Origin of the sequence: Streptomyces sp. NPDC048612, assembly GCF_043199295.1 — a bacterium.
GTDB lineage: Bacteria > Actinomycetota > Actinomycetes > Streptomycetales > Streptomycetaceae > Streptomyces.
This window is the reverse complement of sequence record NZ_JBICVV010000011.1, coordinates 126,706-152,120: the sequence shown is the minus strand read 5'-3', so window position 1 is coordinate 152,120 and position 25,415 is coordinate 126,706. Positions and strand designations below refer to the sequence as shown.

The 25,415-nt window shown below is 72.5% G+C and carries 23 protein-coding genes; 13 read left to right on the top strand and 10 right to left on the bottom strand.

What is annotated here, in order from left to right; genetic code table 11:
• Positions 1-61 precede the first annotated feature (61 nt).
• Positions 62-589 carry a nuclear transport factor 2 family protein gene (locus ACGFN2_RS19030; RefSeq protein ID WP_393361814.1) on the top strand — a complete coding sequence of 176 codons (528 nt, stop codon included), beginning with the start codon at positions 62-64 and terminating at the stop codon, positions 587-589.
• Positions 586-1,848: an amidohydrolase family protein gene (locus tag ACGFN2_RS19025; RefSeq protein ID WP_393361811.1), complete on the top strand. Its 1,263-nt coding sequence runs from the start codon at positions 586-588 to the stop codon at positions 1,846-1,848. The genes ACGFN2_RS19030 and ACGFN2_RS19025 overlap by 4 nt, the downstream gene beginning before the upstream one ends.
• Before the next feature lie 6 nt (positions 1,849-1,854).
• On the opposite strand, the gene ACGFN2_RS19020 is transcribed toward ACGFN2_RS19025, so the two are convergent.
• The gene (locus tag ACGFN2_RS19020) at positions 1,855-2,364 is read right to left on the bottom strand and encodes a MarR family winged helix-turn-helix transcriptional regulator (RefSeq protein ID WP_093636098.1); all 510 of its coding nucleotides are present in this window, start codon (positions 2,362-2,364) and stop codon (positions 1,855-1,857) included.
• Between the two features lie 329 nt (positions 2,365-2,693).
• Here ACGFN2_RS19020 and ACGFN2_RS19015 point away from each other — a divergent pair, with 329 nt between their 5' ends.
• Positions 2,694-3,344, top strand: a complete 651-nt coding sequence (locus ACGFN2_RS19015) for an alpha/beta hydrolase (protein WP_393361808.1) — start codon at positions 2,694-2,696, stop codon at positions 3,342-3,344.
• Positions 3,345-3,488: 144 nt separating this feature from the next.
• On the opposite strand, the gene ACGFN2_RS19010 is transcribed toward ACGFN2_RS19015, so the two are convergent.
• Positions 3,489-4,412: a CAP domain-containing protein gene (locus tag ACGFN2_RS19010; RefSeq protein ID WP_393361805.1), complete on the bottom strand. Its 924-nt coding sequence runs from the start codon at positions 4,410-4,412 to the stop codon at positions 3,489-3,491.
• Between the two features lie 311 nt (positions 4,413-4,723).
• Here ACGFN2_RS19010 and ACGFN2_RS19005 point away from each other — a divergent pair, with 311 nt between their 5' ends.
• Both ACGFN2_RS19005 and ACGFN2_RS19000 read left to right on the top strand, forming a co-directional pair.
• Positions 4,724-6,241 (top strand): sigma-70 family RNA polymerase sigma factor, encoded by a 1,518-nt coding sequence (locus ACGFN2_RS19005; protein WP_393361802.1) that lies wholly within the window; start codon positions 4,724-4,726, stop codon positions 6,239-6,241.
• Positions 6,242-6,358: 117 nt separating this feature from the next.
• Complete coding sequence (locus ACGFN2_RS19000) at positions 6,359-7,366, top strand: NADP-dependent oxidoreductase (RefSeq protein ID WP_393361799.1); 1,008 nt, start codon at positions 6,359-6,361, stop codon at positions 7,364-7,366.
• Between the two features lie 129 nt (positions 7,367-7,495).
• Here the strand turns inward: ACGFN2_RS19000 and ACGFN2_RS18995 are convergent, their stop codons facing one another.
• Positions 7,496-8,827 carry a M64 family metallopeptidase gene (locus tag ACGFN2_RS18995; RefSeq protein WP_393361796.1) on the bottom strand — a complete coding sequence of 444 codons (1,332 nt, stop codon included), beginning with the start codon at positions 8,825-8,827 and terminating at the stop codon, positions 7,496-7,498.
• A gap of 502 nt (positions 8,828-9,329) precedes the next feature.
• Here ACGFN2_RS18995 and ACGFN2_RS18990 point away from each other — a divergent pair.
• On the top strand, positions 9,330-9,800 hold the full coding sequence (locus ACGFN2_RS18990; protein WP_393361793.1) for a lamin tail domain-containing protein: 471 nt from the start codon (positions 9,330-9,332) through the stop codon (positions 9,798-9,800).
• 119 nt (positions 9,801-9,919) lie between these two features.
• Here the strand turns inward: ACGFN2_RS18990 and ACGFN2_RS18985 are convergent, their stop codons facing one another.
• The 3 genes from ACGFN2_RS18985 to ACGFN2_RS18975 form a co-directional block, all read right to left on the bottom strand.
• Positions 9,920-11,353: an amino acid permease gene (locus ACGFN2_RS18985; RefSeq protein ID WP_393361790.1), complete on the bottom strand. Its 1,434-nt coding sequence runs from the start codon at positions 11,351-11,353 to the stop codon at positions 9,920-9,922.
• 61 nt (positions 11,354-11,414) lie between these two features.
• Positions 11,415-12,749: an alanine racemase gene (gene alr / locus ACGFN2_RS18980; protein WP_393361787.1), complete on the bottom strand. Its 1,335-nt coding sequence runs from the start codon at positions 12,747-12,749 to the stop codon at positions 11,415-11,417.
• 260 nt (positions 12,750-13,009) lie between these two features.
• On the bottom strand, positions 13,010-14,623 hold the full coding sequence (locus tag ACGFN2_RS18975) for a helix-turn-helix domain-containing protein (RefSeq protein WP_362615181.1): 1,614 nt from the start codon (positions 14,621-14,623) through the stop codon (positions 13,010-13,012).
• A 191-nt stretch (positions 14,624-14,814) separates the two neighbouring features.
• Between ACGFN2_RS18975 and ACGFN2_RS18970 the strand changes: the two genes are divergently transcribed.
• From ACGFN2_RS18970 to ACGFN2_RS18960, 3 genes are all read left to right on the top strand, one after another.
• Positions 14,815-15,153, top strand: a complete 339-nt coding sequence (locus tag ACGFN2_RS18970; RefSeq protein WP_362615183.1) for a hypothetical protein — start codon at positions 14,815-14,817, stop codon at positions 15,151-15,153.
• 367 nt (positions 15,154-15,520) lie between these two features.
• Positions 15,521-17,005 carry a cytochrome ubiquinol oxidase subunit I gene (locus ACGFN2_RS18965; RefSeq protein WP_393361784.1) on the top strand — a complete coding sequence of 495 codons (1,485 nt, stop codon included), beginning with the start codon at positions 15,521-15,523 and terminating at the stop codon, positions 17,003-17,005.
• On the top strand, positions 17,002-18,057 hold the full coding sequence (locus ACGFN2_RS18960) for a cytochrome d ubiquinol oxidase subunit II (RefSeq protein WP_393361781.1): 1,056 nt from the start codon (positions 17,002-17,004) through the stop codon (positions 18,055-18,057). The genes ACGFN2_RS18965 and ACGFN2_RS18960 overlap by 4 nt, the downstream gene beginning before the upstream one ends.
• A gap of 30 nt (positions 18,058-18,087) precedes the next feature.
• Here ACGFN2_RS18960 and ACGFN2_RS18955 read toward each other — a convergent pair whose 3' ends face one another.
• From ACGFN2_RS18955 to ACGFN2_RS18945, 3 genes are all read right to left on the bottom strand, one after another.
• Positions 18,088-18,933: an endo alpha-1,4 polygalactosaminidase gene (locus ACGFN2_RS18955; protein ID WP_393361778.1), complete on the bottom strand. Its 846-nt coding sequence runs from the start codon at positions 18,931-18,933 to the stop codon at positions 18,088-18,090.
• A 167-nt stretch (positions 18,934-19,100) separates the two neighbouring features.
• Complete coding sequence (locus ACGFN2_RS18950; RefSeq protein WP_393361775.1) at positions 19,101-19,775, bottom strand: hypothetical protein; 675 nt, start codon at positions 19,773-19,775, stop codon at positions 19,101-19,103.
• 172 nt (positions 19,776-19,947) lie between these two features.
• Positions 19,948-20,538, bottom strand: coding sequence for a TetR/AcrR family transcriptional regulator (locus ACGFN2_RS18945; protein ID WP_362614943.1), 591 nt, complete (start codon positions 20,536-20,538; stop codon positions 19,948-19,950).
• 63 nt (positions 20,539-20,601) lie between these two features.
• Between ACGFN2_RS18945 and ACGFN2_RS18940 the strand changes: the two genes are divergently transcribed.
• The 3 genes from ACGFN2_RS18940 (at position 20,602) to ACGFN2_RS18930 (ending at position 23,002) form a co-directional block, all read left to right on the top strand.
• The gene (locus ACGFN2_RS18940; protein ID WP_393361772.1) at positions 20,602-21,357 is read left to right on the top strand and encodes an alpha/beta fold hydrolase; all 756 of its coding nucleotides are present in this window, start codon (positions 20,602-20,604) and stop codon (positions 21,355-21,357) included.
• Positions 21,357-21,827, top strand: a complete 471-nt coding sequence (locus ACGFN2_RS18935) for an SRPBCC family protein (RefSeq protein WP_393361769.1) — start codon at positions 21,357-21,359, stop codon at positions 21,825-21,827. Before ACGFN2_RS18940 ends, ACGFN2_RS18935 begins: the two co-directional genes overlap by 1 nt.
• Positions 21,828-22,099: 272 nt before the next feature.
• Positions 22,100-23,002: an MBL fold metallo-hydrolase gene (locus ACGFN2_RS18930; protein WP_393361766.1), complete on the top strand. Its 903-nt coding sequence runs from the start codon at positions 22,100-22,102 to the stop codon at positions 23,000-23,002.
• Between the two features lie 106 nt (positions 23,003-23,108).
• Here ACGFN2_RS18930 and ACGFN2_RS18925 read toward each other — a convergent pair whose 3' ends face one another.
• A complete protein-coding gene (locus ACGFN2_RS18925) occupies positions 23,109-23,840 on the bottom strand; it encodes a class I SAM-dependent methyltransferase (protein WP_393361763.1) in 732 nt (243 codons plus the stop codon).
• Between the two features lie 337 nt (positions 23,841-24,177).
• Here ACGFN2_RS18925 and rho point away from each other — a divergent pair, with 337 nt between their 5' ends.
• The gene (rho, locus tag ACGFN2_RS18920) at positions 24,178-25,380 is read left to right on the top strand and encodes a transcription termination factor Rho (RefSeq protein WP_393361760.1); all 1,203 of its coding nucleotides are present in this window, start codon (positions 24,178-24,180) and stop codon (positions 25,378-25,380) included.
• Positions 25,381-25,415: the final 35 nt, after the last annotated feature.

Here is a 25,415-nt window from a genome sequence, read left to right as displayed (position 1 = left end):
GCTTCCCGAAGCCGTCGCCGACCGCGTCACCCCGTATGCACGGAAAGGGCACCGAACACCCGTGAATCCCCGTACCCACCGCCGCACCCTGCTCCGCGCCGGTGTCGCCGCGCTGCCCCTGGCGGCAGTGACCTCGGCCGCACAGGCCGCCGAACGGCCCGCCAAGCTCAGCGTCGGCCAGGTGTCGAGCTGGACCGACGCCTATCTGGAGGCCTGGCGGACCAAGAACGACGCCGCCGCGGTCCGGCTCTTCACCCCCGACGCCCTCTACGAGGCGGTCCCCGGCGTGGCCGCACAGACCTTCCGCGGCCGCGAGGCCATCGGCCGCTACTGGCGCGACATCACCGCCGGCCAGAGCGAGATGACCGGCCGTCACGGCACCCCCGTCATCACCGGCAACCGGGCGTCGGTCGAACTCTGGGTCACGATGCGGGCCCCCGCCCTCAACCCCGACGGCGAGCACTGGGTCACCCTGCTGGAGGCCAACATCCTGACCTTCGCCCCCGACGGCCGCTGCCGGCGCAACACCGAGTACTGGAACCTGCAGATGGGCCGTCTGACGCCGCCGCAGGGGTGGGGCACTGCATGACCTCCGCACGTCTGCTCGTCACCGGTGGCCGGGTCCTCAGCATGGACCCGGCCACCGGTGAACTGCCCTCCGCCGACATCCTGGTGGCGGACGGCCGGATCATCGAGGTACGCCCGGACATCGACCCCACGGCGGCCGACGAGCGGATCGACGCCCGGGGGTGCCTGGTGCTCCCCGGCTTCGTCGACACCCACCGGCACATGTGGCAGGCGGCGCTCCGCGGCAGCGGCGCCGACCAGACCCTCGACCAGTACTTCACGACCGTCCTGCACACCCAGGCGCCCCGGCTCACCGCCGACGACCTCCACCTGGGCAATCTGCTGAGCGCACTGGGCGCCCTGGACGCGGGGGTGACCACCGTCCAGGACATCTCCAATGTCGACAAGACGACCGAGGAGCACACCGACGCGCTGCTCGACGCGCTCACCGAGTCCGGGCTGCGCAGCGTCTTCGCCTACGGGCAGGGCACGGCACAGGACGCCCGCCGTATCCGCGGCGGCCGGCTGCACTCCGCCGACGGCCTGGTGACCATGGCGCTGAACGCCGAGGCGGGCAGCGACGAGACCGTCCGGCGCGGCTGGGCCCTGGCCGGCGAACTCGACGTACCGACCGCGCTGCACGTCAGGGGCGGCCGCCCCGTCTCCCGGCTGCGCCGCCTCGGCGTCCTGCGCCCCGGCACGGTCTTCATCCACGGCACCGGGATGGAGGCCGGCGAGCTGGAGCTGATCCGCGACAGCGGTGGGGCGCTGTCGGTCGCGCCCGCCATCGAGATGACCATGGGGCACGGACTGCCGCCGTTTGCCGCGGCGGCCGCCGCCGGTCTGCGTCCCAGCCTCAGCGTCGATGTCGAAGTCGCCGCGCCGAGCGACATGTTCACCCAGATGCGGGCCGCCTTCCAGATCGGACGCTTTGCCGCGCTGCAGGGCCACGCGGGCCCGGACGCGCCGCTGCTCACGGCCCGCGAGGTGCTGGAGTTCGCGACGCTCGGCGGCGCCGAGGCGCTCGGGATGGCGGACCGGATCGGCTCTCTCACCCCGGGCAAGCAGGCCGATCTGCTGGTGCTGCGGACCGACCGCCCCGGTGTGGCGCCGGTGCACGACGCCACCGCGGCCGTCGTGTCGTCGATGGACCGGGCCGATGTCGACACCGTGCTGGTCGGCGGGCGGATCGTGAAGCGCGCGGGGCGGCTCCGGTACGCCGGACTGCCGGGGCTGCTGGCACGGGCGGAGGAGGTGTGCGACCGGCTGTCCCGCCGCTGACCTGCCTCAGCGGCGGATCAGTACGCCCTCCTCGATGGCGGCCAGCGCGATGCGCAGCTGTTCGCTGAGGGCCTTCGCGGTGCGTTCCGGAATGCGGTCGACGAGCCGGGCGTGCACGGCGGTGGTGGCGCGCACCGCCGCCTCGGCGGTCTCCACCCCGCTCGGCGTGAGCTGCACCCAGCTGCTGCGCGCATCGTCCTCGGCCGCCGCGCGGGTGACATAGCCGGCGGCCACCAGGCGCTTGATGACGTTGCTGGTCCCGCCGGAGGACAGCAGCAGCGCGTGGGTGAGGTCGGTCGGCTTGAGACGGTAGGGAGCGCCGATCCGCCGGAGGGTGGCGAGCACTCCGTACTCGGCCTGGGTGAGCCCCAGCTTCTCCAGTTCGGCGCCGGCCGCGATGTCGAAGGCCGAAACCAACAGGGCGGTCCTTTTGGCCAGTTCCAGTGGGAGACCGGCGATTTCGGGCAGTTCGTGGCCCCATGCCGAGATGATCTCGTCTACGTGGTCAGGCTCCACCGTGAACCGCCTTCCCTCTACCCGATGCTCAGTACAAAGATATCCCACCCTCCACGCGGGCACGTTCTGACCTGGGGAGACTGTGTGCCTGCCAGATGTGGACGCGGTGAAAGCTTTCCATCTATCTTTCAATATAGCTTTTTCCAATGCTTTCTCTCTATGCTTCTGCCATGTTCAAGCGTGAGCCGAGACGTGCCCTGGCCGTGACAGCGGTCTTGATTCTGGCCCTGACCAGCGCCACCGCCTGCGCCGGAGGTGACGCGAAGACGCCCCCGCAGAGGAGCGCGATGGCGGAAAACCGCCGCTCCACGGAGGAAGGAACCATCGCAGTGCGAGAGTTCAGCGCCACCCCCGACCGGCTGCCGTCGTGCTTCCGCGGTGTCTCCGGGGCCACCGCGTACCGCCCGCCCGGTTCCTCGGGGGACGGCCGTATGGTCACCCTGGGCACCGGCCCCCGCGGGGTGGTCTTCGCCCCCATCTCCTGGGGCGACGCCTGTGAGTGGGCGGCCGAGGCCAAGCGGCTCGCCGCCGACGGCTATCACGTGGTCACCTTCGACTGGGGAGGGGACCGCCGCCGCACCGTGTCCGAAGCGACCCGGCTGCTGCGCTCACGCGGCGCCAAGGACGTGGCGTGGGTGGGCGGTTGCATGGGCGGCACGCTGATGCTGGGCATGCTGACGGACCGCACCGCCCGCCCGGCCGGTGTCGCCGGTATCAGCCCGCTCGCCTCACTGGGCGGCTACTCCGCCGGGAACGGCAGGTCCTACGAGGGCGAACTGCTGCTCCTGGGCACCGCCGACGACCCGCTCTCCGACGAAGGGCGGCTGCGCGAGGTCGCCCGCAGCTTCCCCGAAGCGGAGGTCACGGTCCTGCCGGGCAAGCTCCACGCCGCCGAGATCTTCGCCGGCCCGGACGCCGCGAAGGCCCGTCGCAGCCTCGACCGCTTCCTCGACCGGACCTTCGCCCCGGCACGCGGCTGAGCGGCCGCCCCCGCGGGCCCCGGCGGTGCGGCCGGAACCGGCGCGCACCGCCGGGAACCCCGTCCCGTCACCCCGGGAAGCGGCGGCCCGCCGCCTGTGCCATGAGGCATCCGAACAGGCCACCGTCTGCCGGAGGTTGACGCCCTACGAGCGGGTGCCGAAGTCCTGCGTCCACCACGGGCCGTTGCCGCTGAGATTGACGCCCACGCCGGTCGACTTGTACGAGCAGTTGAGGATGTTGTCGCGGTGGCCCGGGCTCTTCATCCAGCCGTCCACGGCCGTGGCCGGGTCCTTGGGGCTCTTGAAGATGTTCTCGGCCCAGCTCGCCCACGGGAAACCGGCCTTGGTCATCCGGGTGCCGGGGTCGACGCCCTCCGGGGTGTTGTGCTCGTAGTAGTTGCGGGCCGCCATGTCGTCCGAGTGGGCCTGCGCCGCGCGCTGAATCCGGGCGTCGACGGTGAGCGGGCCGCAACCGTGCTGCGCCCGCTGGGCGTTGACCAGCTCAACGACTTTCTGCGCGAACTGCGCGGCGGTGCCCGAAGCGGCCTGCGCCCCGTTCGGCGTGGTGGCGCCCGCCCCGGAATCGAGGCGCGGCTTGCGGGGTGTCGTCTTCCGGACGCTGTCGGTGTCACTGCCCGGACGGTCGGCCTGCGACCGGGGCGAAGCGTGCGGCTTGGGGTGCTTCTTTTCCTTCGACGGGGAGGCGGAGGGCTTGCGGGGCTTCTTGGGCGAGGGCGAGGTGTCCGGTGTGGCGGAAGCGGAGAGCTTCGCCGCGGGCGCCGACGGCGCGGCCGGGTCCGCCGCGAGCGCCCGGTCGGTGCCCGAGTCGGGGCGTATCAGCACCGCGGACGCGCCGCCCACGGTGACCACGGCCGCCACCGCCAGCAGGGTGGCCTTGCGCCGCGGAGTGCCCGCGGCGCGGTGCAGGCCGCTGGTCCGCCCGTGCCGGCCTCCCGTACGGCCGTCCGCCCCGCCGGAACGCCGGTGCGCACCGGCCCCGTCCGCCCCGCGGCCGCTCCCGGCCGGAGTCTCGTCGTGGCGGCCGTTCTGAAGGTGGTCGTTGTTCATGGTTCCGTTTCCTGTGGGGGACAGCGATCCGCCGCCCGCGGAGCCCGGGGAGACCCGGTGCCTTTGCGGCCGGCACATGGGAGAGCGCGGGGTCGGGGCCGGATAACGGAAAGTGCGAACACTTTTTTCGTGCGCCGTCGACAGGCGTGGATGCCACGCGGTGCCCGTGGGCCCGGGAGACCGGAACGCACCCCGCGCGCGGGCCGGGGAACAGGGCTCATCCACATGCACGTAGGTTTCCGTTATCGCGGCGAGCGCGCGGGATCTCCGGAGTGCGGGGGCTTCGGGTACGCACGAACGAACAGGAACGAATGGGCGTGAAGCAGGAAAACGGGACGGAGGCCGTCGCGGCAGCCAGGGCCGGGGACGAAGAGGCCCGGGAACAGCTGGTCGCCGCATACCTGCCGCTGATCTACAACGTCGTGGGACGGGCCCTGGACGGCCACGCGGACGTCGACGACGTGGTGCAGGAGACCATGCTGCGGGTCCTGGAGTCGCTGGCCGACCTGCGGGAACCGGCGTCCTTCCGCTCCTGGCTGGTGGCCATCGCCATGAACCAGGTGCGCCGCCGGTGGACCGCCACCCGCAAGACCCCCGTCGTCGGCCTGGACCAGGCGCCGGAACGGGCCGACCGCGCGGCCGATTTCACGGACCTGACCATCCTGGAACTGGGCCTGTCCGGCCAGCGCCGTGAAGTGGCCGCGGCCACCCGCTGGCTGGACGAGGGCGACCGGGCGCTGCTGTCCCTGTGGTGGCTGGAGGCGGCCGGCGAGATCACCAGAACGGAGCTGGTCGCCGCGGTCGGGATCGACTCCCGTCACACCGCGGTCCGGGTGCAGCGCATGAAGGAACAGCTGGAGGCCGGCCGGGTCGTGGTCCGCGCGCTCGCGGCCACGCCCCGCTGCCCCGAGCTGTCCCGGCTGACGGCCGGCTGGGACCAGGAGCCCTGCGCCCTCTGGCGCAAGCGAATAGCCCGCCACGCACGGAAGTGCACGGACTGCTCAGGGCACTGGGACGGCCTGGTGCCCGCCGAGGGGTTGCTGGCCGGTCTCGCCCTGCTGCCGCTGCCCTCGCACCTCACCCCGGACACGGTCCTCCCCGCCCCCGCCGCGGCGACCGCGCAGGCGGCCCCGGCGGCCCCGCACCACACCTCCGGCACCTCCGCCGCACACCACCTCCCGAAGCGGCTGCCCCGGGCGAAGACCGGCTCGGTCGTCGCGGGCACCGCCACCCTCGCGGTGGCCGTCGGCGCCGCCGTGTGGTGGTCGGCCGGCACGCCCCCCGACAAGCGGAAGGACGAGCCGCGGACGACCCGTACGGTGGCCGCGCGCACTCCCTCGCCGCGCCCCACTCCCACTCCCACACCCACCCCGACCCCGTCGCGCTCCACGCCCAAGCCCCCCACCCGGTCCGCCTCGCCGACCCCCACCCCGTCGGCCACCCCGCCCGACCTCGAAAAACAGGCCACCTTACTCATCAACCAGCGGCGGGCACGGGCCGGCTGCAGCCCGCTGCGCATCGACCGGCGCCTGCACACCGCGGCGCAGCGCCACTCCGCCGATATGGCGGCACGCCAGTACTACGAGCACCAGGCCCCGGACGGCACCGGCCCCGACGAGCGGATCACCGCCACCGGCTACCGGTGGAGCAGCTGGGGCGAGAACCTCGACCGCGGCCCGCGCACCGCCGCCGGTGCGGTGAACGACTGGATGGGCGACGCCATGCACCGCGACAACCTGCTCAACTGCTCCTTCACGGACGTCGGAATCGGCGTCGTCGAGGGCCCGGGCGGACCCTGGTGGACCCAGGACCTCGCGGCACCCCGCTGACCGTGACGGGGCGTCGGAAGTCATGGGACCGCCGCACGGCGCTCCGGGAATGCCCCGCCGGCCGGCAGCGCTGCACCTGACGGAGCACCAGTCCGTCGCACACGAGGAGCACCGCGCATGCCCGGCACCGCGCAGGAGTGGCAGCTGACCGCACGTCCCGTGGGGCGCCCGGTGCCGGGGGACTTCCGGCTCGTGGAGCGGGAGTTGCTGGCACCGGCCCAAGGTGAGGTGTCGGTCCGCAACACCTTCCTCTCGGTGGACCCGTACATGCGGGCCCTGATGAGCACCGAGGCGACCGGAAGTTCGGCCTATGCGTTGGACCGGCCGATGGCGGGTGGCGCGGTCGGCGAGGTGGTGGCGTCGCGGGCGGCCGGTCTGGCGCCGGGGGACCTGGTACTCAGCGATCTGGGGTGGCGTACCGCCGCGGTCGCCCCGGCCGGACGCTTCACCAGGCTGCGGCGCGTCGAGGGGATACCGGACTCCGCGTTCCTCGGCGTGCTGGGCATGCCCGGACTGAGTGCGTACGTCGGGCTGACCGAGATCGCGGGCCTGCGCGCGGGGGAGACGGTCTTCGTCTCCGGCGCGGCCGGAGCGGTGGGGAGCCTGGCCGGGCAGATCGCGCGGCTGCGCGGGGCGAAGGCGGTGATCGGCAGCGCCGGGTCCGCGGCGAAGGTGGCGTATCTGACCGGCGAACTCGGCTTCACCACGGCCTTCGACTACAAGTCCGGCGCGGTACGCGAACTGCTCGCCGAGGCCGCCCCGGACGGTATCGACGTCTACTTCGACAATGTCGGCGGTGACCACCTGGAGGCCGCCATCGACGCGCTGAACCTCAACGGGCGGGCCGCGCTGTGCGGGGCGATCTCCGGCTACCACGACACCGAGTCCGCGGCGGGCCCGCGCAACATGGTCGAGCTGGTGAAGAAGCGGATCACCCTGCGCGGCTTCGAGGTCGGGGACCATGCTCATCTCCAGCCACGCTTCGCCGAGGAGATGGGCGGCTGGCTGGCCGAAGGGGAGATCACTTTCCGCGAGACGGTCGAGGACGGCATCACTCACGCGGTGGCGGCGTTCCTCGGGCTGATGGACGGCCGGAACACCGGGAAGATGGTGGTGCGCCTCTGACCGCGGCGGACACCCGGCACTTCGGGGCCGCGCCATCGGGCACCGGGCAGGGTTCGGCCCCGGTCAGCGGGCGGGCGGGTGGAGCGGCCCGCCCGGTGACCGGGGCGGTGTGCGAGCGGCGTCAGCGGCCTACCGGGGCGCCACGTGCCAGGTCAGCGAGCGGGACAGCAGCTTGCGCAGCGCCGGGTCACGGACCGCCTTCGTACGGTCGGTGGCCCGGGCCGTGACCGTGTGGGTGCGGCCGTCGGCCGGGACGCCCAGAGTGCGCGGGACCACCGTGGACCTGCCGCGCGCGGCCTTGCGTTCGCGGCCGTCGACGGACCAGGTCAGCGTCGCGGAGGCAGGTGCGGTGACCCGGATGCGGGTCCCGCGGGACACCGCGTGGTGGGTGGAGACCGGGCTGCTCAGCACGCTCGCATAGCGGTAGAACCCCGCGATCATCCCCTCACGGCCGGGGAGGTTGAACTCCCGGCCCAGGGTCCGCATGATCGAGTTCTCGGTGGGGCGGTTGAGCCCGTACTGGTAGTAGCCGCCGCCCTCGAACGCGCCCACCGCGCCGCCGTCGGGCGACTGCTGTCCGATCCAGCGGTACCACTTCTGCTGCTGGGCGGTCATCTGGTCGGCGGAGAGCTTGCTGAGGTTGACCTGGGCGGGCTCGGGTCCTGAGTAGGTGCCGGACTGGCCGTAGTCGTACTCGTCGGCGAGCTTGCCCAGCGAATGACCGGTTTCGTGCACCGCGATCTGGTCCGACTGGTCGTTGTCGGAGGAGGCGGTGGCGATGCCGTCGTAACCGACCTGCGAGGAGATGTCGTTGTAGCCCGCGCCTCCGTACTTGGTGGAGTTGGACAGGACCACGACGAGGTCGGCGGCCGGGGCCTTGGACGCGTAGGACTCGACCTTTCCGGTGTCCACGCACAGCAGCCGCTCGGTGTCTTCGCAGAAGAAAGCGGAGTTGAGGGCGGTGTCGCGGACCACGTCCTTGGTCGGGTCCCCGGAGACGCCGGACTCGTTGGAGACGGCGTCCACGGCCCAGACGTTGAACAGGCCGCGGTAGGTCGCGTACGGCTCGACGGCGGAGATCTTGGCCCACTTGGCGCGGACGTCGGCGTGGAAGTCCTCCTGCTGGGCGGCGGTGTAGCCGTCGCCGATGAAGACGACATCGAGCTTGGAGCCGACCGGGCCGTTCTGCACGACCGAGGTGACATCGCCGTCGCCGGCGGCGATCGCGGCCTTCTCGGACGGCGCGAGCGGCTTCGGTGCCGGGACGGTGGTCTGCCGTGGGTGACCGCCGGCACCGTTGAAGTACTCGACGTGCTGGGTGCGTTGGGCGGGCGGGGCCGGTGTGGCGCCTTGGGCGGTGGCCGCTGCTGCCGTGGCCACCGCCAGGGCGGCCACGCCGACGGACACCGCGGTGCGTATGGAGGGGCGTCTGCGGCGAGGTCCGGAGGTGTTTCTGCGCATGGGGGTCCTCCCGAAGCAAGCCCGCCGCGAGGGCGGCGGGCTGAGCTGAATTCAGGCGCGCTCAACGTAGAGGCTCCGGGGGCTCCAGGCAACGGATGGTGCCTGAGTGGCGCACCGGGCAGCCGGTTTCGGGTCACCCCAGGGCGCGAGAAGTCGCCCACGGGAGCAACATCCGTTACGGGCAAGGGACTTGTGTGACCGGCACCGGGCCTGCCGCCGTCCGGGCGGTCGGTCCGTGCCTGAGCTGCTCGGCCCGTGGATGACCGGCGCGCCCTCGGGACGCACCGGAATACGTGTAAGGGGTGTTGCGGGTGGTGGTGCGAGCGCGGGGGCGTACGCGCCTGGCGTGGTGTGGTTGTGTATATGTCCGTGTTTTGTAACACCAACACGGATTTCTTCCGGCAAGGCGTGACCGGCCGTCACTCTGTGGGGGCCCGGTCAAACCGGCCGGGAATCCGGTTTTTGGACGCCGTGAAAAGCGACGTCCACCACAGGAGGTTCGATGTTCCGCAACGCTTCGCGTGTCGCCTTGGCTGTTCTGGGCTCCGCTGCCCTGGCAGCCACCGCCGCCCTCCCGGCCAGCGCGGACGGCCACCACCGCCACACCCCGCAGCACTCGCGTTACGCCGTGGCCCTCGGGCCGGTCCAGTACGAGAGCCCGGGACGCGACGACCGCTCGAACCGCAGCCTCAACGCGGAGTGGGTGACGGTGCGGAACAACGGCCGCATGCCCGTCAGCCTCCGGGGCTGGACCCTCTCCGACAGGAGCGGGCACACCTACCGGTTCGGCAACGTGCGACTGGCCGGCCACAGCCAGGTCCGGGTGCACACCGGCCGCGGCTACGACAACCGCTGGGACGTCTACCAGAACCGGCGCGACTATGTCTGGGACAGCCGTGACACCGCGACCCTGCGCAACGACCACCACCGGGTCGTCGACCAGGTCCGCTGGGGCCACGGTAACCGTCACTGACCCCATCAGGAGGTGACCGGTGAGGGAGACGGCCCATGTCCCCCTCACCGGGCACCCATCCTCTACCCGGTGCGCCCAGGCAGCCAGCCTGTGGCGCACCGCCATTTTTTGCCGACCGGCTATCTGCTGCCCGACGGCTCGGCCCGGCGGCGCCGGGTGCCGAGGTAGCCGGTCACCAGGATCGCCGCCCAGACCGGGGCCACGTACAGCGCGATTCTGGTCTCGGCGCCGAAGGCGAGCAGGACGAGCACCAGGGCGAGGAAGGCGAAGACGACGTAGTTCGACACCGGGGACAGCGGCATGCGGAAGGACACCGGCCGGAGGCGGCCGGCGCGGACCGCGGCCCGGTAGCGCAGATGGGACCAGGTGATGATGCCCCAGGTGAAGACCGCGGCGATGGTCGCCACACTGGTGACATACGCGAAGGCCTGCTCCGGAACGAAGTAGTTCGCGGCCACCCCCAGCAGCATGACGGCCATGGACGCGAGGATGCCCGCGGCCGGGACACCCTGGCGGCTGACCCTCCCGAAAGCGGCCGGCGCGTGCCGGTCCCGGGCCAGGGTGTGCAGCATGCGGCCGGTGGAGAACACCCCGCTGTTGCAGGAGGACAGGGCCGCGGTGAGCACGACCAGGTTCACCACCCCGGCCGCCGCCGGGATGCCGACCTTGGCGAAGACCAGCACGAACGGGCTGACCTCCGGATCGAGTTGGTTCCACGGCACCAGGGCCATGACCGCGGTGAGGGCGCCCAGGTAGAACAGGCCGATCCGCCAGATCACCCGGCGCACGGCGGTGGGCAGGGTCTTCTCGGGGTCCTTGCTCTCGCCGACGGTCACCCCGAGCAGTTCGACCCCGACGAACGCGAACACCACCACCTGGAGGGCGAGCAACGGCCCGGCCATGCCGTGCGGGAAGAGGCCGCCGTGCGTCCAGATGTTGCTCAGCGACGCGGTGTCCCCCAGGGGGCCGAAGCCGAAGACCAAAATGGCGGCCGCCACGACCAGCAGGCCGACAATGGTCAGCACCTTGATCAGGGCGAACCAGAACTCGAACTCCCCGAACAGCCGGACCGCCGCCAGATTGGCCACGCCGAGGATCGCCAGGGCGATGAGCCCGGGCAGCCACTGGGGCACCTCCGGCCACCAGAAGCGGACGTAGATCCCGGCAGCGGTCAGCTCGGCGGTACCGGTGACGACCCACATCAGCCAGTAGCTCCAGCCGGTCGCGAACCCGGCCCAGTGCCCGATGAACTCCTCCGCGTACGTGGCGAACGAACCCGACACGGGCCGGTGGACCAGGAGTTCACCCAGGGCGCGCATCACGAAGAAGATGACCACGCCGGCGAGCGCGTAGCTGAACAGCAGGCCCGGACCGGCGTCGTGGAGCGCTCCGGCGGAACCGAGGAACAGCCCGACACCGATCGTGCCGCCGATGGCGATCATCTGGATGTGGCGGGACTGCAGACCCCGGTGGAGCTCGGGCCCGGAGCAGGCGGGGCCGGTTTCCGCGCGGTGGGCGGGCCGCGGTGCGGGCGGTGGAGGCCGGTGCGACATGGTGGAGGCTCCTTTCGTCGGGGGCGGTGGCCATCCGGAGCGCGTGGGACGGCGGGGCGTGTCAGCCGGGGGCGGTGTCGTCGTAGATGCGGGGCACACGGGCGCCGATGCGGGTGACGATCTCGTGCGAGATGGTGTGCGCGGACCGCGCCCAGTCCGCCGCGCCGGGCTCCCCGCGGTCGCCGGGCCCGAAGAGCACGACCTCGTCCCCGGGCGCGGCCGGTGCCTCGCCCAGGTCGACGACGAACTGGTCCATGCACACGGTCCCGGCCACCGTGAGCCGTCGCCCGCCGAGGAGGACCGGCCCGGCCTGCGACGCATGCCGGGGCACGCCGTCGGCATAGCCGAGCGGCACCAGCCCGAGCGTCGTCTCATCGGTGGTGCGATACCGGTGGCCGTACGAGACGCCCTGCCCGGCGGGGACCCGCTTGACGGAGGCGAGCCGGGCGGTGAGGGTCATCGCCGGCCGCAGCCCCAGCTCCGCGGGCCCGGCCAGGTCCGGCACCGGGCTCAGTCCGTACACGGCGAGCCCGGGCCGTACGAGGTCGAAGCGGGCCTCCGGAAGCGTCAGCGTGGCGGCCGAGTTGGACAGATGCAGCACATCGGGGGTGAGCCCGGCCCGGCGGGCGAGCGCGGCCGCGTCCCGGAACTCCGCCAGTTGCCGGGCGCAGGACGGGTGTCCCCGCTCGTCGGCCCGCGCCAGATGCGACCACACGCCGACCACCCGGACGTACCCGGCGGCCTCGGCGGCCGCCGCGCTGTCCACCAGTGCCTGCCAGTCTCCCGCGGCGGCGCCCCCGCGGCCGAGTCCGGTCTCCGCTTCGAGGTGGAGCAGCGCGGGCCGGTCCACGGCCCGCGCCGCACGGACGGCCGCCCCCACCGCCCACTCCGCACCGGCCGACAGCTCGACTCCGGCGGCCACCGCGGCGGCCCAGTCGTCACCGGGGGTCAGCAGCCAGGCAAGCAGCCGCGCGGAGAGACCGGCCGCGCGCAGGGTCAGCGCCTCCCGCATCCCGGCGACACCGAGCCAGGTGGCACCGCCCGCGAGCGCCGCACGGGCGACGGGGACCATGCCGTGCCCGTAGGCATCGGCCTTGACCACGGCCATCACCTCGGCGGACCCCGCCGTCGCGCACAGCCGGCTGACGTTGGACCGGATCGCCGCCAGGTCAACTCGGGCCTGTGCGTGGGGTGTTCCGGCCGGCTGTGGAGGGCGGGCGGGTCGGTCGTCCGCCAGTCCGCCGGCCGGGTGGTCCGGTTCGGGGGAGGGCGCCGGGACCGTGACCGGGGCCGGCCCGGCGGGCCTCTGCGGAGGGTGCCGGTCGACGACCGCGGTCACCGCCGCTCCGGGGCCGGCCGCTGCGCTCTCGGCCGCGCGGGGAATGCCGAATGTCATGCCACCGTCCTTCCAGGGAAACCGTTGCTGCCCGGTGGGCTGCGGGTGGACCCATGGTTTCGGCGGGGGAACGGTCCGTCATCGTGCGCTCGGCACCGTCCCTGGCCGCCCGGCAGTGGGGCCGGGACAACGGGGAGGGGAGGGGCCGGGAGGCGGCATACGGGAGGGCGGCATGAGTCAATCCCGGCATACCGGGCGGACGATCCGTCGAAGCGACATACCGGTGTGGGCCGAAATACCGGGCGGCGGCCCGGAATCCCTCACCCGGAAGCACGCACCGCGTCGTCCGGGCCGCCCTCCGTGCCGTAGTGGCGGGCGGTGAGCTGGAGCAGCAGGGCGGTGCGGACCTCGGGGTCGTCCAGCGGCAGCGCCACGACCTCCTGGAGTCGGCGCATCCGGTGGCGGAGCGTGTTGGGGTGGATGTGCAGCCGGGCTGCGGCGGCCCGTGGGTCGCCGCGCTCCTGCAGCCAGGCGTACAGCGTCGGTACGCAGGTCGTCCCGTGCGCACGGTCGTGGTCCACCAGTTGCCGGAGCGGCCCGATGCCCGCGATCCGGTCGGCCGCGGCGGACCGTGCGAGATGGCGCAGCACGACCGTGGCCCACACCTCGTCGTGCACGGCCCGGTCGCGGGATATCAGCCCCGTCCGCAGCAGATCGAGCGTGTCATCGGCCTGCGCACGTGAGCGGGCCAGCCCGGGGACCGACGCCGCGGGCCCGCCGACCGCGACGAGCGGGGCGGGGCTCCCGGTGGTGGTACGGAGTGTCTCCAGCCATCCGGGTGCTTCGCCGCCGCCGGGGGTGACCGTCTCCGCCGGGACGATCCCGTAGACCACGCCTCCCACGACCGCCGCGGGGGACCGCAGCCGGCTGCCGCGGAACCGGGACATCCGCTCCCATACAGTCAGCCGCTGCCGCTCCGCCTCGCCCTCGTCCGCGCAGCGCACTCCCACGGCGACCACCCGCCAGGGGCCGGTCACGAGCCCCAGGCGCCGCGCCGCGTCCGCCGCGCCCTCCTGGCCGTGCAGCACCGTGGCGACCATGTCGGTCAGCACCAGGCGCTCCACATCGGCACCGGCCCGCCGGCGCAGCAGATGCAGCGCCGCCGTCGCGGCCGTGTCGGCGAACGCCGCGGCCCGCTCGGCGGGCACCGGTCCCGGCACGATGGCCCAGATCGAGCCGAGCACGTCCCCGCCGGCGTGCACCGGCACCACCAGCCGCGGCTTCGTTCCCTCCACCACCGCGGGGACATAGATCGGGCCGGTGTCCTGGGCGATCTTGTGAAACACGCCGTACCGGCGGAACTGGGCGTTGACCTCGTCGGGAACGTGCCGCCCCATGATCGTGGCGACCCGCGCCTCGTCACCGCGCTCCTGCCGTGCGGAGTAGGCGAGGACACGGGAGCTGCGGTCCTCGATGGTGACCGGGGCGTCGATCACGGCGGCGATCGCGTCGGCCAGCCCGAAGAGATCACCCGCTTCCGCACCGGCCGTCCCGCTGCCGGGGTCCGCGTACCCCTCGCTGTCGAGCACCGCCCGCAGCAGCGACACCACCTGCGCCCAGCCCGCCTGCTGCTCGACCTGCACCAGCGGAAGTCCCGCGGCGCTCGCGGCCGCGACCACCGATTCCTCGACCGCGGCCGGAGCCTTGAGCAGCAGCGCGCCGGCCGACCGCTCGGCGCACCACGCCAACAGCCGCAGGGCCTGCGCACGGTCCGTGAGGTTCACGCCGAGGACGACATCGCCCGGCCGCAGATCGAAGCCACCGTCCGGCTCGGCGATCACCACATCTCCCACCGGCACCGCGGTGCCTCCGGGGGCGCACACCCCCGACAGCACGGCCGGTCCGACGGAGCTGAGAAGCCGCTGCAGACTCATCACTGGCACCACCCGCTCACCGTTCCACCCACCATCGTGCCTTACGGAATCCGCGCCTCCGCCGGCCGGGCCGCCCGGCGACCCCCACCGGCCTCGTTTTCCGCCGAGGGGAGGTGAACGGCAGCGGCCGTGGCTGCGTATCTCTCCATATCCGTGCCCCTGGGCACCGGTCCACGAAGTGAGGAGGCAGCATGACTGACCCGGGTATCCCGCAGCTGCAGGCAATGCCGGACGGAGACGCCGAGGTCTCACTGGTGGTGCGTCTGCAGTGGGAGGACGTCGCCGCCCTCGGGCAGGACGCCGCGCGGCTGGCTGCCCGGTTCAAACGCCCGGTGACCCTGGACGAGGCGGCCAGCCACCGGCTGCGCATCCGGCCGGCCGCTGCCCATGCCAAGACCATGCCGCAGGAGCGGGCCCAGCCCGCCGTGGCGTCCACGACGGTGTCGCCGCTGCCCGCCCGTTCCCCGCAGGAACAGGCCCGGCAGGCGATCGAGAAGATCAACGGCAACGCCGGCCACGAGACGGCATAGGGGGACGAAGAGCTCAGTGGCGCGAGGGAGACCGGCGGGTCTCCCGGCGGAGGGGTTCGGTGGTGTGGGGCTGCCGGGCCCCTCCCGCGCTGTCCGGGTCCCGCGGTCCGGCCGACGCCGGGGACGCCGGACCGCTCGTGAGGCGCGCCGGGCCGCCGGCTGGGCTGACCGGGCGAAGAACGTCGGCGCAACGGCTCAACCCGGGCGCACGGTGCGTGCCGCCCCGCGTCCCCCGGTGGTTGGGTGACGAGCCGCGCGACCGGCGCGGTGCCCCGCAGGGCCGGGGCCGTGCACCGAGGAGGCAGGCAAGCGTGGACGCCGAGGCCGGCGCTCTCCTGAACGTCCCGAGCAGCGAAGGCACGTAGCCATGCACACCACGGTCACCCTGCTGGCTGACGCCCCGGCCCAACTCCTCCCGGCCAGGGAGCTGATGGCCTTCACCCTGGCCTCGCACATCATCCTGGTGCCGCTCGGAGTGGCGCTCCCGCTGATCACACTGGTGATGCACCACCGCGGTCTCCGCCGCAACGACCCCGTCGCGCTGCTCCTCGCGCGGCGCTGGTCGGCGGTGATGGCGGTGCAGTTCGCGGTCGGCGTGGTCACCGGCACCGTGCTGTCCTTCGAGTTCGGACTGCTCTGGCCGGGCCTGATGGGCAAGTGGGGCAGCGTCTTCGGCATCGGGTTCGGGGTGGAGGCCTGGGCCTTCTTCCTCGAAGCGGTGCTCATCGCCATCTACCTCTACGGCTGGAAGAGGCTGAAGCCCCGCACCCACTTCCTGCTCGGCCTGCCCCTGCCGGCCGCCGCGCTGCTCGGCGCATTCGGCATCCTGGCGGCCAACTCCTGGATGAACACGCCCCAGGGCTTCACCCTCGACGCCGACGGCACACCCCGGGACGTGCACGTCTGGTCGGCGATCTTCACGCCGATGTTCGGGCCGCAGTACTGGCACTTCGTCGTGGCGATGCTGATCACCGCGGGCTACACCGTCGCCGGTGTCTACGCCGTCGGCTGGCTGCGCGGCCGCCGCGACCGCTACCACCGGCTGGGGTTCACCGTTCCCTTCACCCTCGCCGCGGTCTTCACCCCGGTGCAGTTCCTGCTGGGGGACTCGATCGCCCGGTCGGTCTTCCACAAGCAGCCGGTGAAGTTCGCCGCGACGGAGATCGTCTGGCGGACCGACACCCATGTACCCGAGTACATCTTCGGGCGACTGCACCCGGACGGCACCATCACCGGCGGCATCAAGATCCCCCAATTCGACTCCATCCTGGCCGGGTTCACCCCCGGGACCAAGGTGACCGGACTGACCTCCGTCCCGGCAGCCGACCGGCCGACGGCCACCCAGGCCACCATCGCCCACTGGGCCTTCGACCTCATGGTGGTGATCGGCTCCCTGCTGATCCTCCTCGCCCTCTGGTACGGCTGGTGCCGGGTGCGGAGGCACCGGCTGCCCGCCTCCCCATGGTTCTTCCGCGCCGCGGCCTGCGCGGGCGTCGCCTCCGTCATCGCCGTCGAATGCGGGTGGATCACCGCCGAAGTGGGGCGCCAGCCCTGGATCGTCTACCGGCACATGCGGGTCGCCGAGGCGGTGACGGCGACCCGGTCCACCAGTCTCTGGATCATGCTGGGCCTGGTCATCGTGGTGTATGTGTTCATCTTCGGCTCGCTGCTCGCCGTGCTGCTGAAGATGCGTACGGGCTGGCGGCTCGACGACGCACGCCGGGCGGCGGGGGAGGGGACCGGGGAACCGGAGGCCGACGCCCCGTACGGGCCCCGCGCGCGGGTACCGGCCGGTGACCCGCCACCCGCCGACGCCGCCGGGCCCGGACCGGCCGAGGACGGCCGGTCATGATCGCCGATGTGATCGCCGTGGTGCTGCTGCTCGCCGTGGCCGCCTACGCCTGCGCCGGCGGCACCGACTACGGGGCCGGGTTCTGGGACCTGACGGCCGGTGGCGCGGCGCGCGGCGCGCGTCCCCGGTGGCTGATCGACCACGCCATGGCCCCCGTGTGGGAGGTCAACAACGTCTGGCTGGTCTTCGTGCTCGTCATCATGTGGACCGGCTTTCCGACCCTGTTCCAGACGGTGTTCTCCGCCATGTGGCTGCCGCTGGCCCTGGCCGCCATCGGCCTGGTCCTGCGCGGCGCCGGCTTCGCGCTGCGCAAACCCCTCAGCCGGATCGCCGGGCGGCGCCTCTACGGCGCGGTCTTCGCCATCTCCTCGCTGCTCACCCCGTTCTTTCTCGGTGCCGCCGTCGGCGGGGTCGCCTCGGGCCGGGCGGTCCCGGGAACGGAGGCCTCGGCGCACGCCTGGTCCAACCCGACCTCCGTCCTCTTCGGACTGATCGCCATCGTGGCGACGGCCTTCCTCGGCGCCGTGTTCCTGGCCGGCGACGCCGTGCGCTTCGGCGCTCCCGACCTCGTCGGCTACTTCCGGCGGCGGGCGCTCGGCAGCATCGTCGTCCTCGCCGTACTGGCGGGCATCATGCTGACCGTCACCCGGAGCGATGCCCCGCACGTCTGGCACGGGCTCACCCACGGCGTCGGCCTCGGTCTGGTCATCCTGGCCGGAGTCTGTTCCCTCGCCACCGGGTGGCTGCTGCTGCGCGGGTCCGGTGTCTGGTCCCGGGTCACCGCCGTCGGCGTGGTCGCGGCGGCGGTCCTCGCCTGGGGCGCCGCCCAGCGCCCCTACCTCATCCCTACGTCCCTGACCGTGGCCGCGGGCGCCGGCGACCCCGCCAGCCTGCGCTGGACCGCTCTGGTCAGCCTCGTGGCCGTGGTGCTCGTCTGCCCGGCCGTGGCCTTCCTGTACTGGCTGGACACCCACGGCGCACTCGAACCGCTCTCCGACACCGACCTGCGCCGGGCCGAACCGGCCCGCGACGATCCGACCGAGTACAACTGACCGCGGTGGCCGCCGTCGGACCGGCCGCCGTCAGCAACGGCGGCGCAACGCGCCCTTGGTGCCGGCCGGACGGACCTCGCGGTCGCTCAGGGTGAGGGAGAGCTTCGCGCCCCAGGCGCGGCAGGCGGCCGTGAAGTCCCGCCGCGCGTATTCGATGACGAAGATCCGGTGGGCGTAGGCCATGGCGAAGCCGGTGCATTCCCGGTAGCGGGCGCACTCCTCGACCACGGCGAAGTCGAAGCCGATACGGCGGCGCTGCGGCAGCAGATCGGCGGTGTTCTTCTGGGCGATGGCCAGCTGCCGCCGGTGGGCGCGGTCGGCCAGGAGTTGGGCGAAGGCGGCGGCGTGCCGGGCGGTGAGCCGGCCGCCGGAGCGCTCGTAGGAGTCGAGGTTGTCGGGTTCCACGGCGTCGTAGCCGGCCTTGGCGCAGCCGTCGATCCACGGGCCGACGATCTCCATCAGGGCCGCGCGCTTGGCGCCGGTGGAGATGTCGAACAGCGGCTCGTTCCAGTCCTCGTCGATGACCGGGTCGCCGTGCCCGTCCCGCAACAGCAGGCCGGGGTGGTCGTCCTCCCAGGAGCCGGCGTCGTCGGGCTGTGCCTGGAAGGCGTTCACGTAGCAGATGTTGTAGCGGCCGGGGGCCGGCCGGGCCGTGCGGTCCCGGGAGACGGCCCGGACCTCGCCGGGCGGCGGATACGCCCCGCCGAGCTGATAGTCGAAGGCGGCGTTCGCGTCCGGTGGCCGTACCGCGGTGGGAGCGGCGGGCGCCGAGGTGGCGGACCCGGCGGAGTGCGGGGGAGGTCCGGCGGAGCATGCCGTGCCGAGCGCCGCGATCAGGAGGAGGGCGCCGACGGCGCGGAAGCGTGGGGAGTGCACGGACGGAGCCTACGCGCGGGCGCCGTACCCGGACGCCGGCCAGGTGCTCCGAGTGTGCCTCCCGGTTCCCTGGGAGCCGAGAGGCACGGGGTCGGCGGCTGTGATCATGCGGTCCGCACCAACAGCGCGGGACCGCGCCCCCGTTCAGCTGCGCGGTGTCGCCGTGGTCAGTGCTTGACCACGAACGACTGGCCCTTCTTGGACTCGGCCGAGCAGGAGTTCTTCTCCGCGGTCGTCATCTTGCGGGTCTTGACGGTCACCGCGTTGCTCCGCCCGTCCGTCCCGTTGGGCGCGGGCCCGGTGACGGTGTCCGGCACGAACCAGAAGTAGTGGCCCCACTTCGGGTCGTCGTAGTGCGTCTGCCAGGTGCCGGAGACGGTCTGCATCACCTGCGCACGGGAGATCCAGCCCACCTCGCCCGGCTTCACCGTCATGTTCAGCGAGCTGTTCTCGGTGTGCGAGGACGACCAGGTGTGGCTGTAGGTCGCCGTGACGCTCAGGTCGATCAGACCGGCGATGTTTCCACCGGCCGTGACGGAGACGCCTGCCGAGTCGGTCGAGCCCACGGTGTCCGACCAGCCCATGGACTGGGTGGCGTCCGAAGTGGAGCAGTTGTAGAGGGAGTTGGAGACCTGGCGGAAGTCCCCGAGGTACGCCTTGCCGAGCTTCGGCTCGTTGAAGCTGCACTTCCCCTCTCCCGAGCCGCAGTCGGCTATCAGCTGCTCCCGGGTGGGCTGGTCCTCCGCGGCGGCCGGCATGGTCATGGTCGCGACCAGCCCCAGTGCCGCCGTGGACAGCGCCAGCAGCCGGCTTCCGTGGCGGATGAGTCTGCTTCTTGTCATCGTGCTGTGTTACCTCTCGCCCAGCCTGGTGGAAGCGACGAGTCCGAGTGTGACCTTCGTCGCTGTTACGTTTGAGACTGGTGTGAAATCTGTTTCAACTACACCAAGAATTGGCAAAGTTGTAGTTGATGGTGAAACAGACTCTTTATGGGGGTTGAAAACGGAGGCGGCGTCAGCTCTGACTCCGCGCCCCTTCGAGGACGGTGCCGACGGCGCGCGACACGAAGTCCTGCTCCAGGGGGAGCCCGCGCAGGACGCAGCGGACCCAGGCGGCCCCGGCCAGCAGGTCGATCAGCAGCATGGTGTCGGTGTCCGTCGGGAGTTCCCCGCGGGCGACGGCGCGATCGAAGACGGGCTGTTCCAGTGCCATCCGGTCGGCGAAGAACTCCCGGATGGGGAGAGCGAGTTCGGCGCTCTGGGTGATGGCGCCCAGGACGGAGACGGCGATGTCGGAGGCCGGCTGCTCGGTCAGGAGCGACACCATCGTCCGCAGGAGGGCCGTCAGGTCCCCGGCGAGGGTGCCGGTGTCGGGCGGGGTGAAATCGAGTTGCCGCGCGCCGATGAGTGCGGCGCCCAGGAGCGCTCCTTTGGAGGGCCACCAGCGGTAGATCGTGGTCTTGTTGACGCCGGACCGCTGGGCGACCCCCTCGATGGTCAGCCCCTCGTACCCCTTCTCCGCCAGCAGGTCCAGCGTGGCATCGAAGATCTCCTGCGCCTTCCGTGGGCCGCCGCTGCGCCGTGTTCCGTGCCGCTCCTCGCTCATGAGAAGAGGCTAGCAGTAGAAAACAACGCAACGTTGCGTTGCGTTTGAGGTAGCGTGCCGGTCATGGAGCCCAATGAAGCCGGGCTGCCCATCGTCTTCGTGCACGGCACCCGCGTGAGCGGCACGATGTGGCACCCCGTGATCCAAGCCCTCGGCGACCGCCACCCCACGGCGGCGCCCGACCTGCCCGGCCACGGCGTACGGCGGGGAGAGCCGTTCAGCATGTCCGGCGCCGTGGAGGCGGTCACCGACGCCATGGACCAACTCGGCGGCCGTGCACTGCTCGTGGGGCTGTCCCTGGGCGGCTACGTCGCCCTCGCCACCGCCGCCGCCCATCCGGACCGTGCCCTCGGTCTGGTGGCCATGGGCTGCACGGCGTTGCCCCACGGGTCGTTCGGCGCCGTCTACCGTGGCCTGGCGCGGCTGACGGCCAGGCACCCCGAGGGGGTCAACCGGCTGAGCGCCTTCGCGTTCCGCCGCGCGCTGCCCCGTCGCCAGGCGGACGCCATGGTCGCGGGCGGGCTCAGCTCCGAGGTCGTACCGGGGGTCGTCGACGCCGTACGGGCGATGGACCCGCTGGCGTCGCTCTCCGCGTATCCGGGCCCGGTCTGGCTGCTGAACGGCGAACGCGACCACTTCCGCCGCGATGAACGCCGCTTCCTCCACGCCTGCCGCGACGGCCGCCTCGCCCTCCGGCCGAGGTGCGGACATATCACCGGCCTCGCCGATACGGCCGGTCTCGCCGGACAGGTGCGCGATGCCGCCGCGGTCATCACGGCCCGCACGACACACGGGGCGACGGCCCAGGGGAGGAAGTGATGACCGGCCGCATATGGAGCGTGGAGGAATCCCTGGAGATCCCGGTCCCGCCGCAGGACGTCTACGCGGCCCTCGCCGACGTACGGCGGATGAAGGAGTGGAGCCCGGAGGTCGTCCGGGTGTGGTCCCGCGGTGACCGCTTCGTGGGCGTCAACCGGAAGGCCTGCTGGATCTGGTTCGGCACCTGCCGGATCGTCACCGCCGACCCCGGCCGGGAGTTCGCCTTCGACAACATCACCTTCGGTCTGCCCATCGCACGCTGGGGCTACCGGCTGGAACCGACGGAGCGCGGCACTCTGGTCACGGAGTACTGGGCCGACCACCGCCGCCGCGGGTGGCGCCGCCGGCTCGCCGAGCTCCTCGGCCTGCTCTTCACCGGCACCCCGGCCGCCCGGCGCGCCGAGGTGAACCGCGCCGGCATGCGTACGACCCTCCGCCGGCTGAGTGCCGCGTGCCAGAGTGCCGCCTGACCCGTGTGCGCCTCCCCGGGGCGGGGGAGCGGGCGGCGGACGGAAAGGTCCCCCGCCCGCGCCCCGTGGGGCCCTGGACAGTAGGTCATATCGGTGGAAAACGCCCCCGTCCTGGGTGTCCGTTTCCTCGCCGGAAGAGACGTTCCCGCAGCAAACCACAAGGTCTGCCCCCTCTTCCGCTTCTGGCGCACGGCGGGGTACTTCTGAACGGTCAGCGCGCGCACTGACCGTTCGTCAGAACCCCCCCCACGAACCGGAAGGACGGACCCGTCATGAGCAAGGACTTGGCGCCCGAGGCGAGGGCCGACGAGGGCTGGTACGTCGATGCGCGCTGCACCAACTGCGACGTGGCCCGACAGCTGGCCCCCGAGGTCATCCAGGAGCGGGACGGGCGGGCGGAGGTGATCCGGCAGCCGCAGAACGACGCGGAACGACAGCAGCTGTACGCGGCCGCCTTCTCCTGCCACACCCGCTCCATCCGCCACCCCGTTGACCGCCTCACCCCCGACCTCGACCCCTTCCCCCTCGCCCTCGACGACACCGTTCATCTCTGCGGCCACAACTCCCGCCGGACGGCCGCGGCGAATGCCTACCTGCTGCGCCGGCCCGACGGCAGCACGATGATGATCGACACGCCCCGCTGGAGCGACGAACTGGCCGCCCGCTACGAGGCGTTGGGCCCCGTCACCGACGTCCTGCTCACCCACCGGGACCATGCCGCACACGGCCGCCGCTACGCCGACCGGTTCGGCGCCCGGCTGTGTATCCACGAGGGCGACCTCGATGCCGCCCCGGACGCGGACCTCGTCCTCCGCGGCACCGACCCGGTCGCGATCGGCGCCGGGGTCACGGCGTATCCGCTGCCCGGACACACCCGCGGCAGCGTGCTCTTCCTCGCCGACGGGAAGTACTGCTTCAGCGGCGACAGCTTCTACTGGTCGCGGGCCACCGCCGATCTGGAGGTGGCCGCCAGTGTCACCTGGTACTCGATCACCGAACTGGCCGCCTCCCTGGCCCGGACGGCCGACCTGCTGCGCTTCGAGTGGGTGCTGCCCGGCCACGGCGACCGCAAGCGGCTCCCGGCTGAGGAGATGACCCGCCGCCTGAAAGAGCTGACCGTCCGCACCCGCGCACTTCGGCCGCAGCCCGTCGACTTCACCGCGGTCCGCTGGTGACGACGCCGGGCGGTTCCGATCCCGGAGGAGGCCGCCTGCTGCGGTGCCTACGGGCCGCCCGCCCGTACGCACCGGACCCGGCGGTCCGCCCGTACGGTGCCCGCGGTCACGAGGACCGGGTGGCCACCACCAGCCGGCACCGCGGGCTGCCGTCGGGGCGGTGACCCAGCTCCGGGAGTGCCTGGAGCCGTACGTCGAAGCCGGTGCGTGTCAGCTCGGCGCGCACCTCGGCGAGCGGGAACGTGCGGTAGTACATGACGAACTCCGGCCGCCACAGCGCGTTGCGCACCCGCATCACCGCGTCGAAGGCCAGCAGCGTCCAGTAGCCGGCCGACCCCGGCCGGGCGGGCGCACCGATCGGGAAGACGAACCGGCCGCCGGGGCGCAGCACGGAGTGGACCTGGGCGAACAGCCCCGGCCGCTCCCGGGGCAGGAAGTGCCCGAACGCGCCGAAGCTCACCGCGAGGTCGAAGACCGGCCCGAAGGGGAGCGCCCGTGCGTCCGCGCGCACCCACTCGACCCGCGGTGCGGCCGCGGTCACCCGCTCCCGGGTCCGGCCCGCGGAGAGCATCCCCGCGCTGATGTCGACCCCGGTGACCCGCTCCCGGCAGACCTGCCGCAGCGCGTCCATGCCGGCGCCCGTTCCGCAGCACAGATCGAGACCGCTGCCGAACGGGCCCAGCTCCCGCAGCGCTCGTGACACCGGCGTCAGTACCCGTTCCGGGGTCCGGAAGGGCGTGTGGTCGAACTTCGGGGCGAGCAGGTCATAGCCGCGCTCGACGGAGGACAGCGCCTGGACGGCGAGTTCACGAACGGTGGGTCCCTGGGGTGCGAACATCGTCCTCAGCATAGATCCGGTCCCCACTTCACCGCACCGCCCGTGCCCGGTGGTGGTACCGTGCTGGAGAGACGTACGAGTGTTCGCCGCATTTTCGGCGCCCGTGCCGCTCTTTCTCCGCTGCGCACTGCTTCGCGGATCGCTTGTCCCGCTGTCGCGCCCGCCGCTTCCGGCCGGCGAACCAGCACCGCTTATCGGCACCCGCAGTCCGGCGCTGCCGCAGTTTCTCTCTCCGGCCGCGGGCTTTCCGGCCCGCCCGCGGGGCGTGATCCCACCGCCCCATTTGCCGGTTCCCTCCCATCCCATCGGCCTGTACCAACGTCCCGAGAGGACCCCCGTGACCAGTAGCACCCACCTCAGCACCCCCACCACCGGCTCCACTCCAAGGACGGCCCGCACCGCCGAACGGCCCGCTGCCGCGACCTCGGCAGCCCCCGTCATCACGGCCACCGGGGTCCTGGATCTCGTGAACGAGCGGCAGGACTCCGGTTTTCTCCGTGTGGAGGGCTGTCTCGCCTCACCCCGCGATGTCCGGGTGCCCGCCGCGCTGATCCGCTCGGCCGGCCTGCGCACCGGCGACCTGGTCGTGGGTACCTGCGACCGGCCGCGGTCGCTCGCCCGGATCGAAACGGTCAACGGGCACCGGCCGAGTGCCGTGCGCGGTCGGCCGCACTTCCGTGACCTCACACCACTGCACCCCCGCCACCGCCTCCGCCTGGAGAGCGCCACCGGCGGCCCGGCCCCGCGCATCGTCGACCTGCTCGCACCGGTCGGCAAGGGGCAGCGCGGGCTGATCGTGGCTCCGCCGAAGACGGGGAAGACAGTGCTGCTGCAACAGCTCGCGGCCGCCGTCGCCGGGAACCACCCCGAATGCCGGCTGATGGTCGTGCTGATCGACGAACGGCCGGAGGAGGTCACCGACATGCGCCGCTCCGTACGCGGTGAGGTGCTCGCCTCCACCTTCGACCGTCCGGCCAGGGAACACATCGCCCTCGCCGAACTGGCCGTGGCCCGCGCCAAACGGCTCGTCGAGCAGGGACAGGACGTGGTCATCCTGCTCGACTCCCTCACCCGGCTGTGCCGGGCCCACAACAACGCTGCCGCGTCCGGTGGCCGCACCCTGAGCGGCGGCGTCGACGCCGCCGCGCTGCACGGCCCCAAGCGCCTCTTCGGCGCGGCGCGGCTCGCCGAGGAAGGCGGTTCGCTGACCATCCTCGCCACCGCCCTGGTCGAGACCGGCTCCCGCGCCGACGACTACTTCTTCGAGGAGCTGAAGAGCACCGGCAACATGGAGCTGCGTCTGGACCGGGTGCTGGCCGGCAGGCGGGTCTATCCGGCGGTCGATGCCGCCGGCTCCGGCACCCGCCGGGAGGAGCTGATGCTTCCGCCCGCCGAGTTGACGGCGACGCGCCGGCTGCGCCGCGCCCTCCAGGCCGGCGACGGACCGGCCACCATGCAGTCCCTGCTGGAGAGGGTCCGGCGGACTCCCGACAACGCGACGCTGCTGCGGCAGCTCCAGTACACCGCACCGGGTGCCTGACCGGCGTGCTTGCCCACCGTTCCGTTCCCTCCCCG

Excerpts from the sequence above, each read along its gene's own strand:
- ACGFN2_RS18935 (WP_393361769.1), top strand. The coding sequence starts at position 21,357 with ATGACCGGCCGCATATGGAGCGTGGAGGAATCCCTGGAGATCCCGGTC.
- ACGFN2_RS18940 (WP_393361772.1), top strand. The coding sequence starts at position 20,602 with ATGGAGCCCAATGAAGCCGGGCTGCCCATCGTCTTCGTGCACGGCACC.
- ACGFN2_RS18965 (WP_393361784.1), top strand. The coding sequence starts at position 15,521 with ATGCACACCACGGTCACCCTGCTGGCTGACGCCCCGGCCCAACTCCTC.
- ACGFN2_RS18950 (WP_393361775.1), bottom strand. The coding sequence starts at position 19,775 with ATGACAAGAAGCAGACTCATCCGCCACGGAAGCCGGCTGCTGGCGCTG.
- ACGFN2_RS19025 (WP_393361811.1), top strand. The coding sequence starts at position 586 with ATGACCTCCGCACGTCTGCTCGTCACCGGTGGCCGGGTCCTCAGCATG.
- alr (WP_393361787.1), bottom strand. The coding sequence starts at position 12,749 with ATGACATTCGGCATTCCCCGCGCGGCCGAGAGCGCAGCGGCCGGCCCC.
- ACGFN2_RS19010 (WP_393361805.1), bottom strand. The coding sequence starts at position 4,412 with ATGAACAACGACCACCTTCAGAACGGCCGCCACGACGAGACTCCGGCC.
- ACGFN2_RS18960 (WP_393361781.1), top strand. The coding sequence starts at position 17,002 with ATGATCGCCGATGTGATCGCCGTGGTGCTGCTGCTCGCCGTGGCCGCC.
- ACGFN2_RS18930 (WP_393361766.1), top strand. The coding sequence starts at position 22,100 with ATGAGCAAGGACTTGGCGCCCGAGGCGAGGGCCGACGAGGGCTGGTAC.
- ACGFN2_RS18990 (WP_393361793.1), top strand. The coding sequence starts at position 9,330 with ATGTTCCGCAACGCTTCGCGTGTCGCCTTGGCTGTTCTGGGCTCCGCT.
- ACGFN2_RS18995 (WP_393361796.1), bottom strand. The coding sequence starts at position 8,827 with ATGCGCAGAAACACCTCCGGACCTCGCCGCAGACGCCCCTCCATACGC.
- ACGFN2_RS18945 (WP_362614943.1), bottom strand. The coding sequence starts at position 20,538 with ATGAGCGAGGAGCGGCACGGAACACGGCGCAGCGGCGGCCCACGGAAG.
- ACGFN2_RS18970 (WP_362615183.1), top strand. The coding sequence starts at position 14,815 with ATGACTGACCCGGGTATCCCGCAGCTGCAGGCAATGCCGGACGGAGAC.
- ACGFN2_RS18985 (WP_393361790.1), bottom strand. The coding sequence starts at position 11,353 with ATGTCGCACCGGCCTCCACCGCCCGCACCGCGGCCCGCCCACCGCGCG.
- ACGFN2_RS19000 (WP_393361799.1), top strand. The coding sequence starts at position 6,359 with ATGCCCGGCACCGCGCAGGAGTGGCAGCTGACCGCACGTCCCGTGGGG.
- ACGFN2_RS18975 (WP_362615181.1), bottom strand. The coding sequence starts at position 14,623 with ATGAGTCTGCAGCGGCTTCTCAGCTCCGTCGGACCGGCCGTGCTGTCG.
- ACGFN2_RS19005 (WP_393361802.1), top strand. The coding sequence starts at position 4,724 with ATGGGCGTGAAGCAGGAAAACGGGACGGAGGCCGTCGCGGCAGCCAGG.
- ACGFN2_RS18925 (WP_393361763.1), bottom strand. The coding sequence starts at position 23,840 with ATGTTCGCACCCCAGGGACCCACCGTTCGTGAACTCGCCGTCCAGGCG.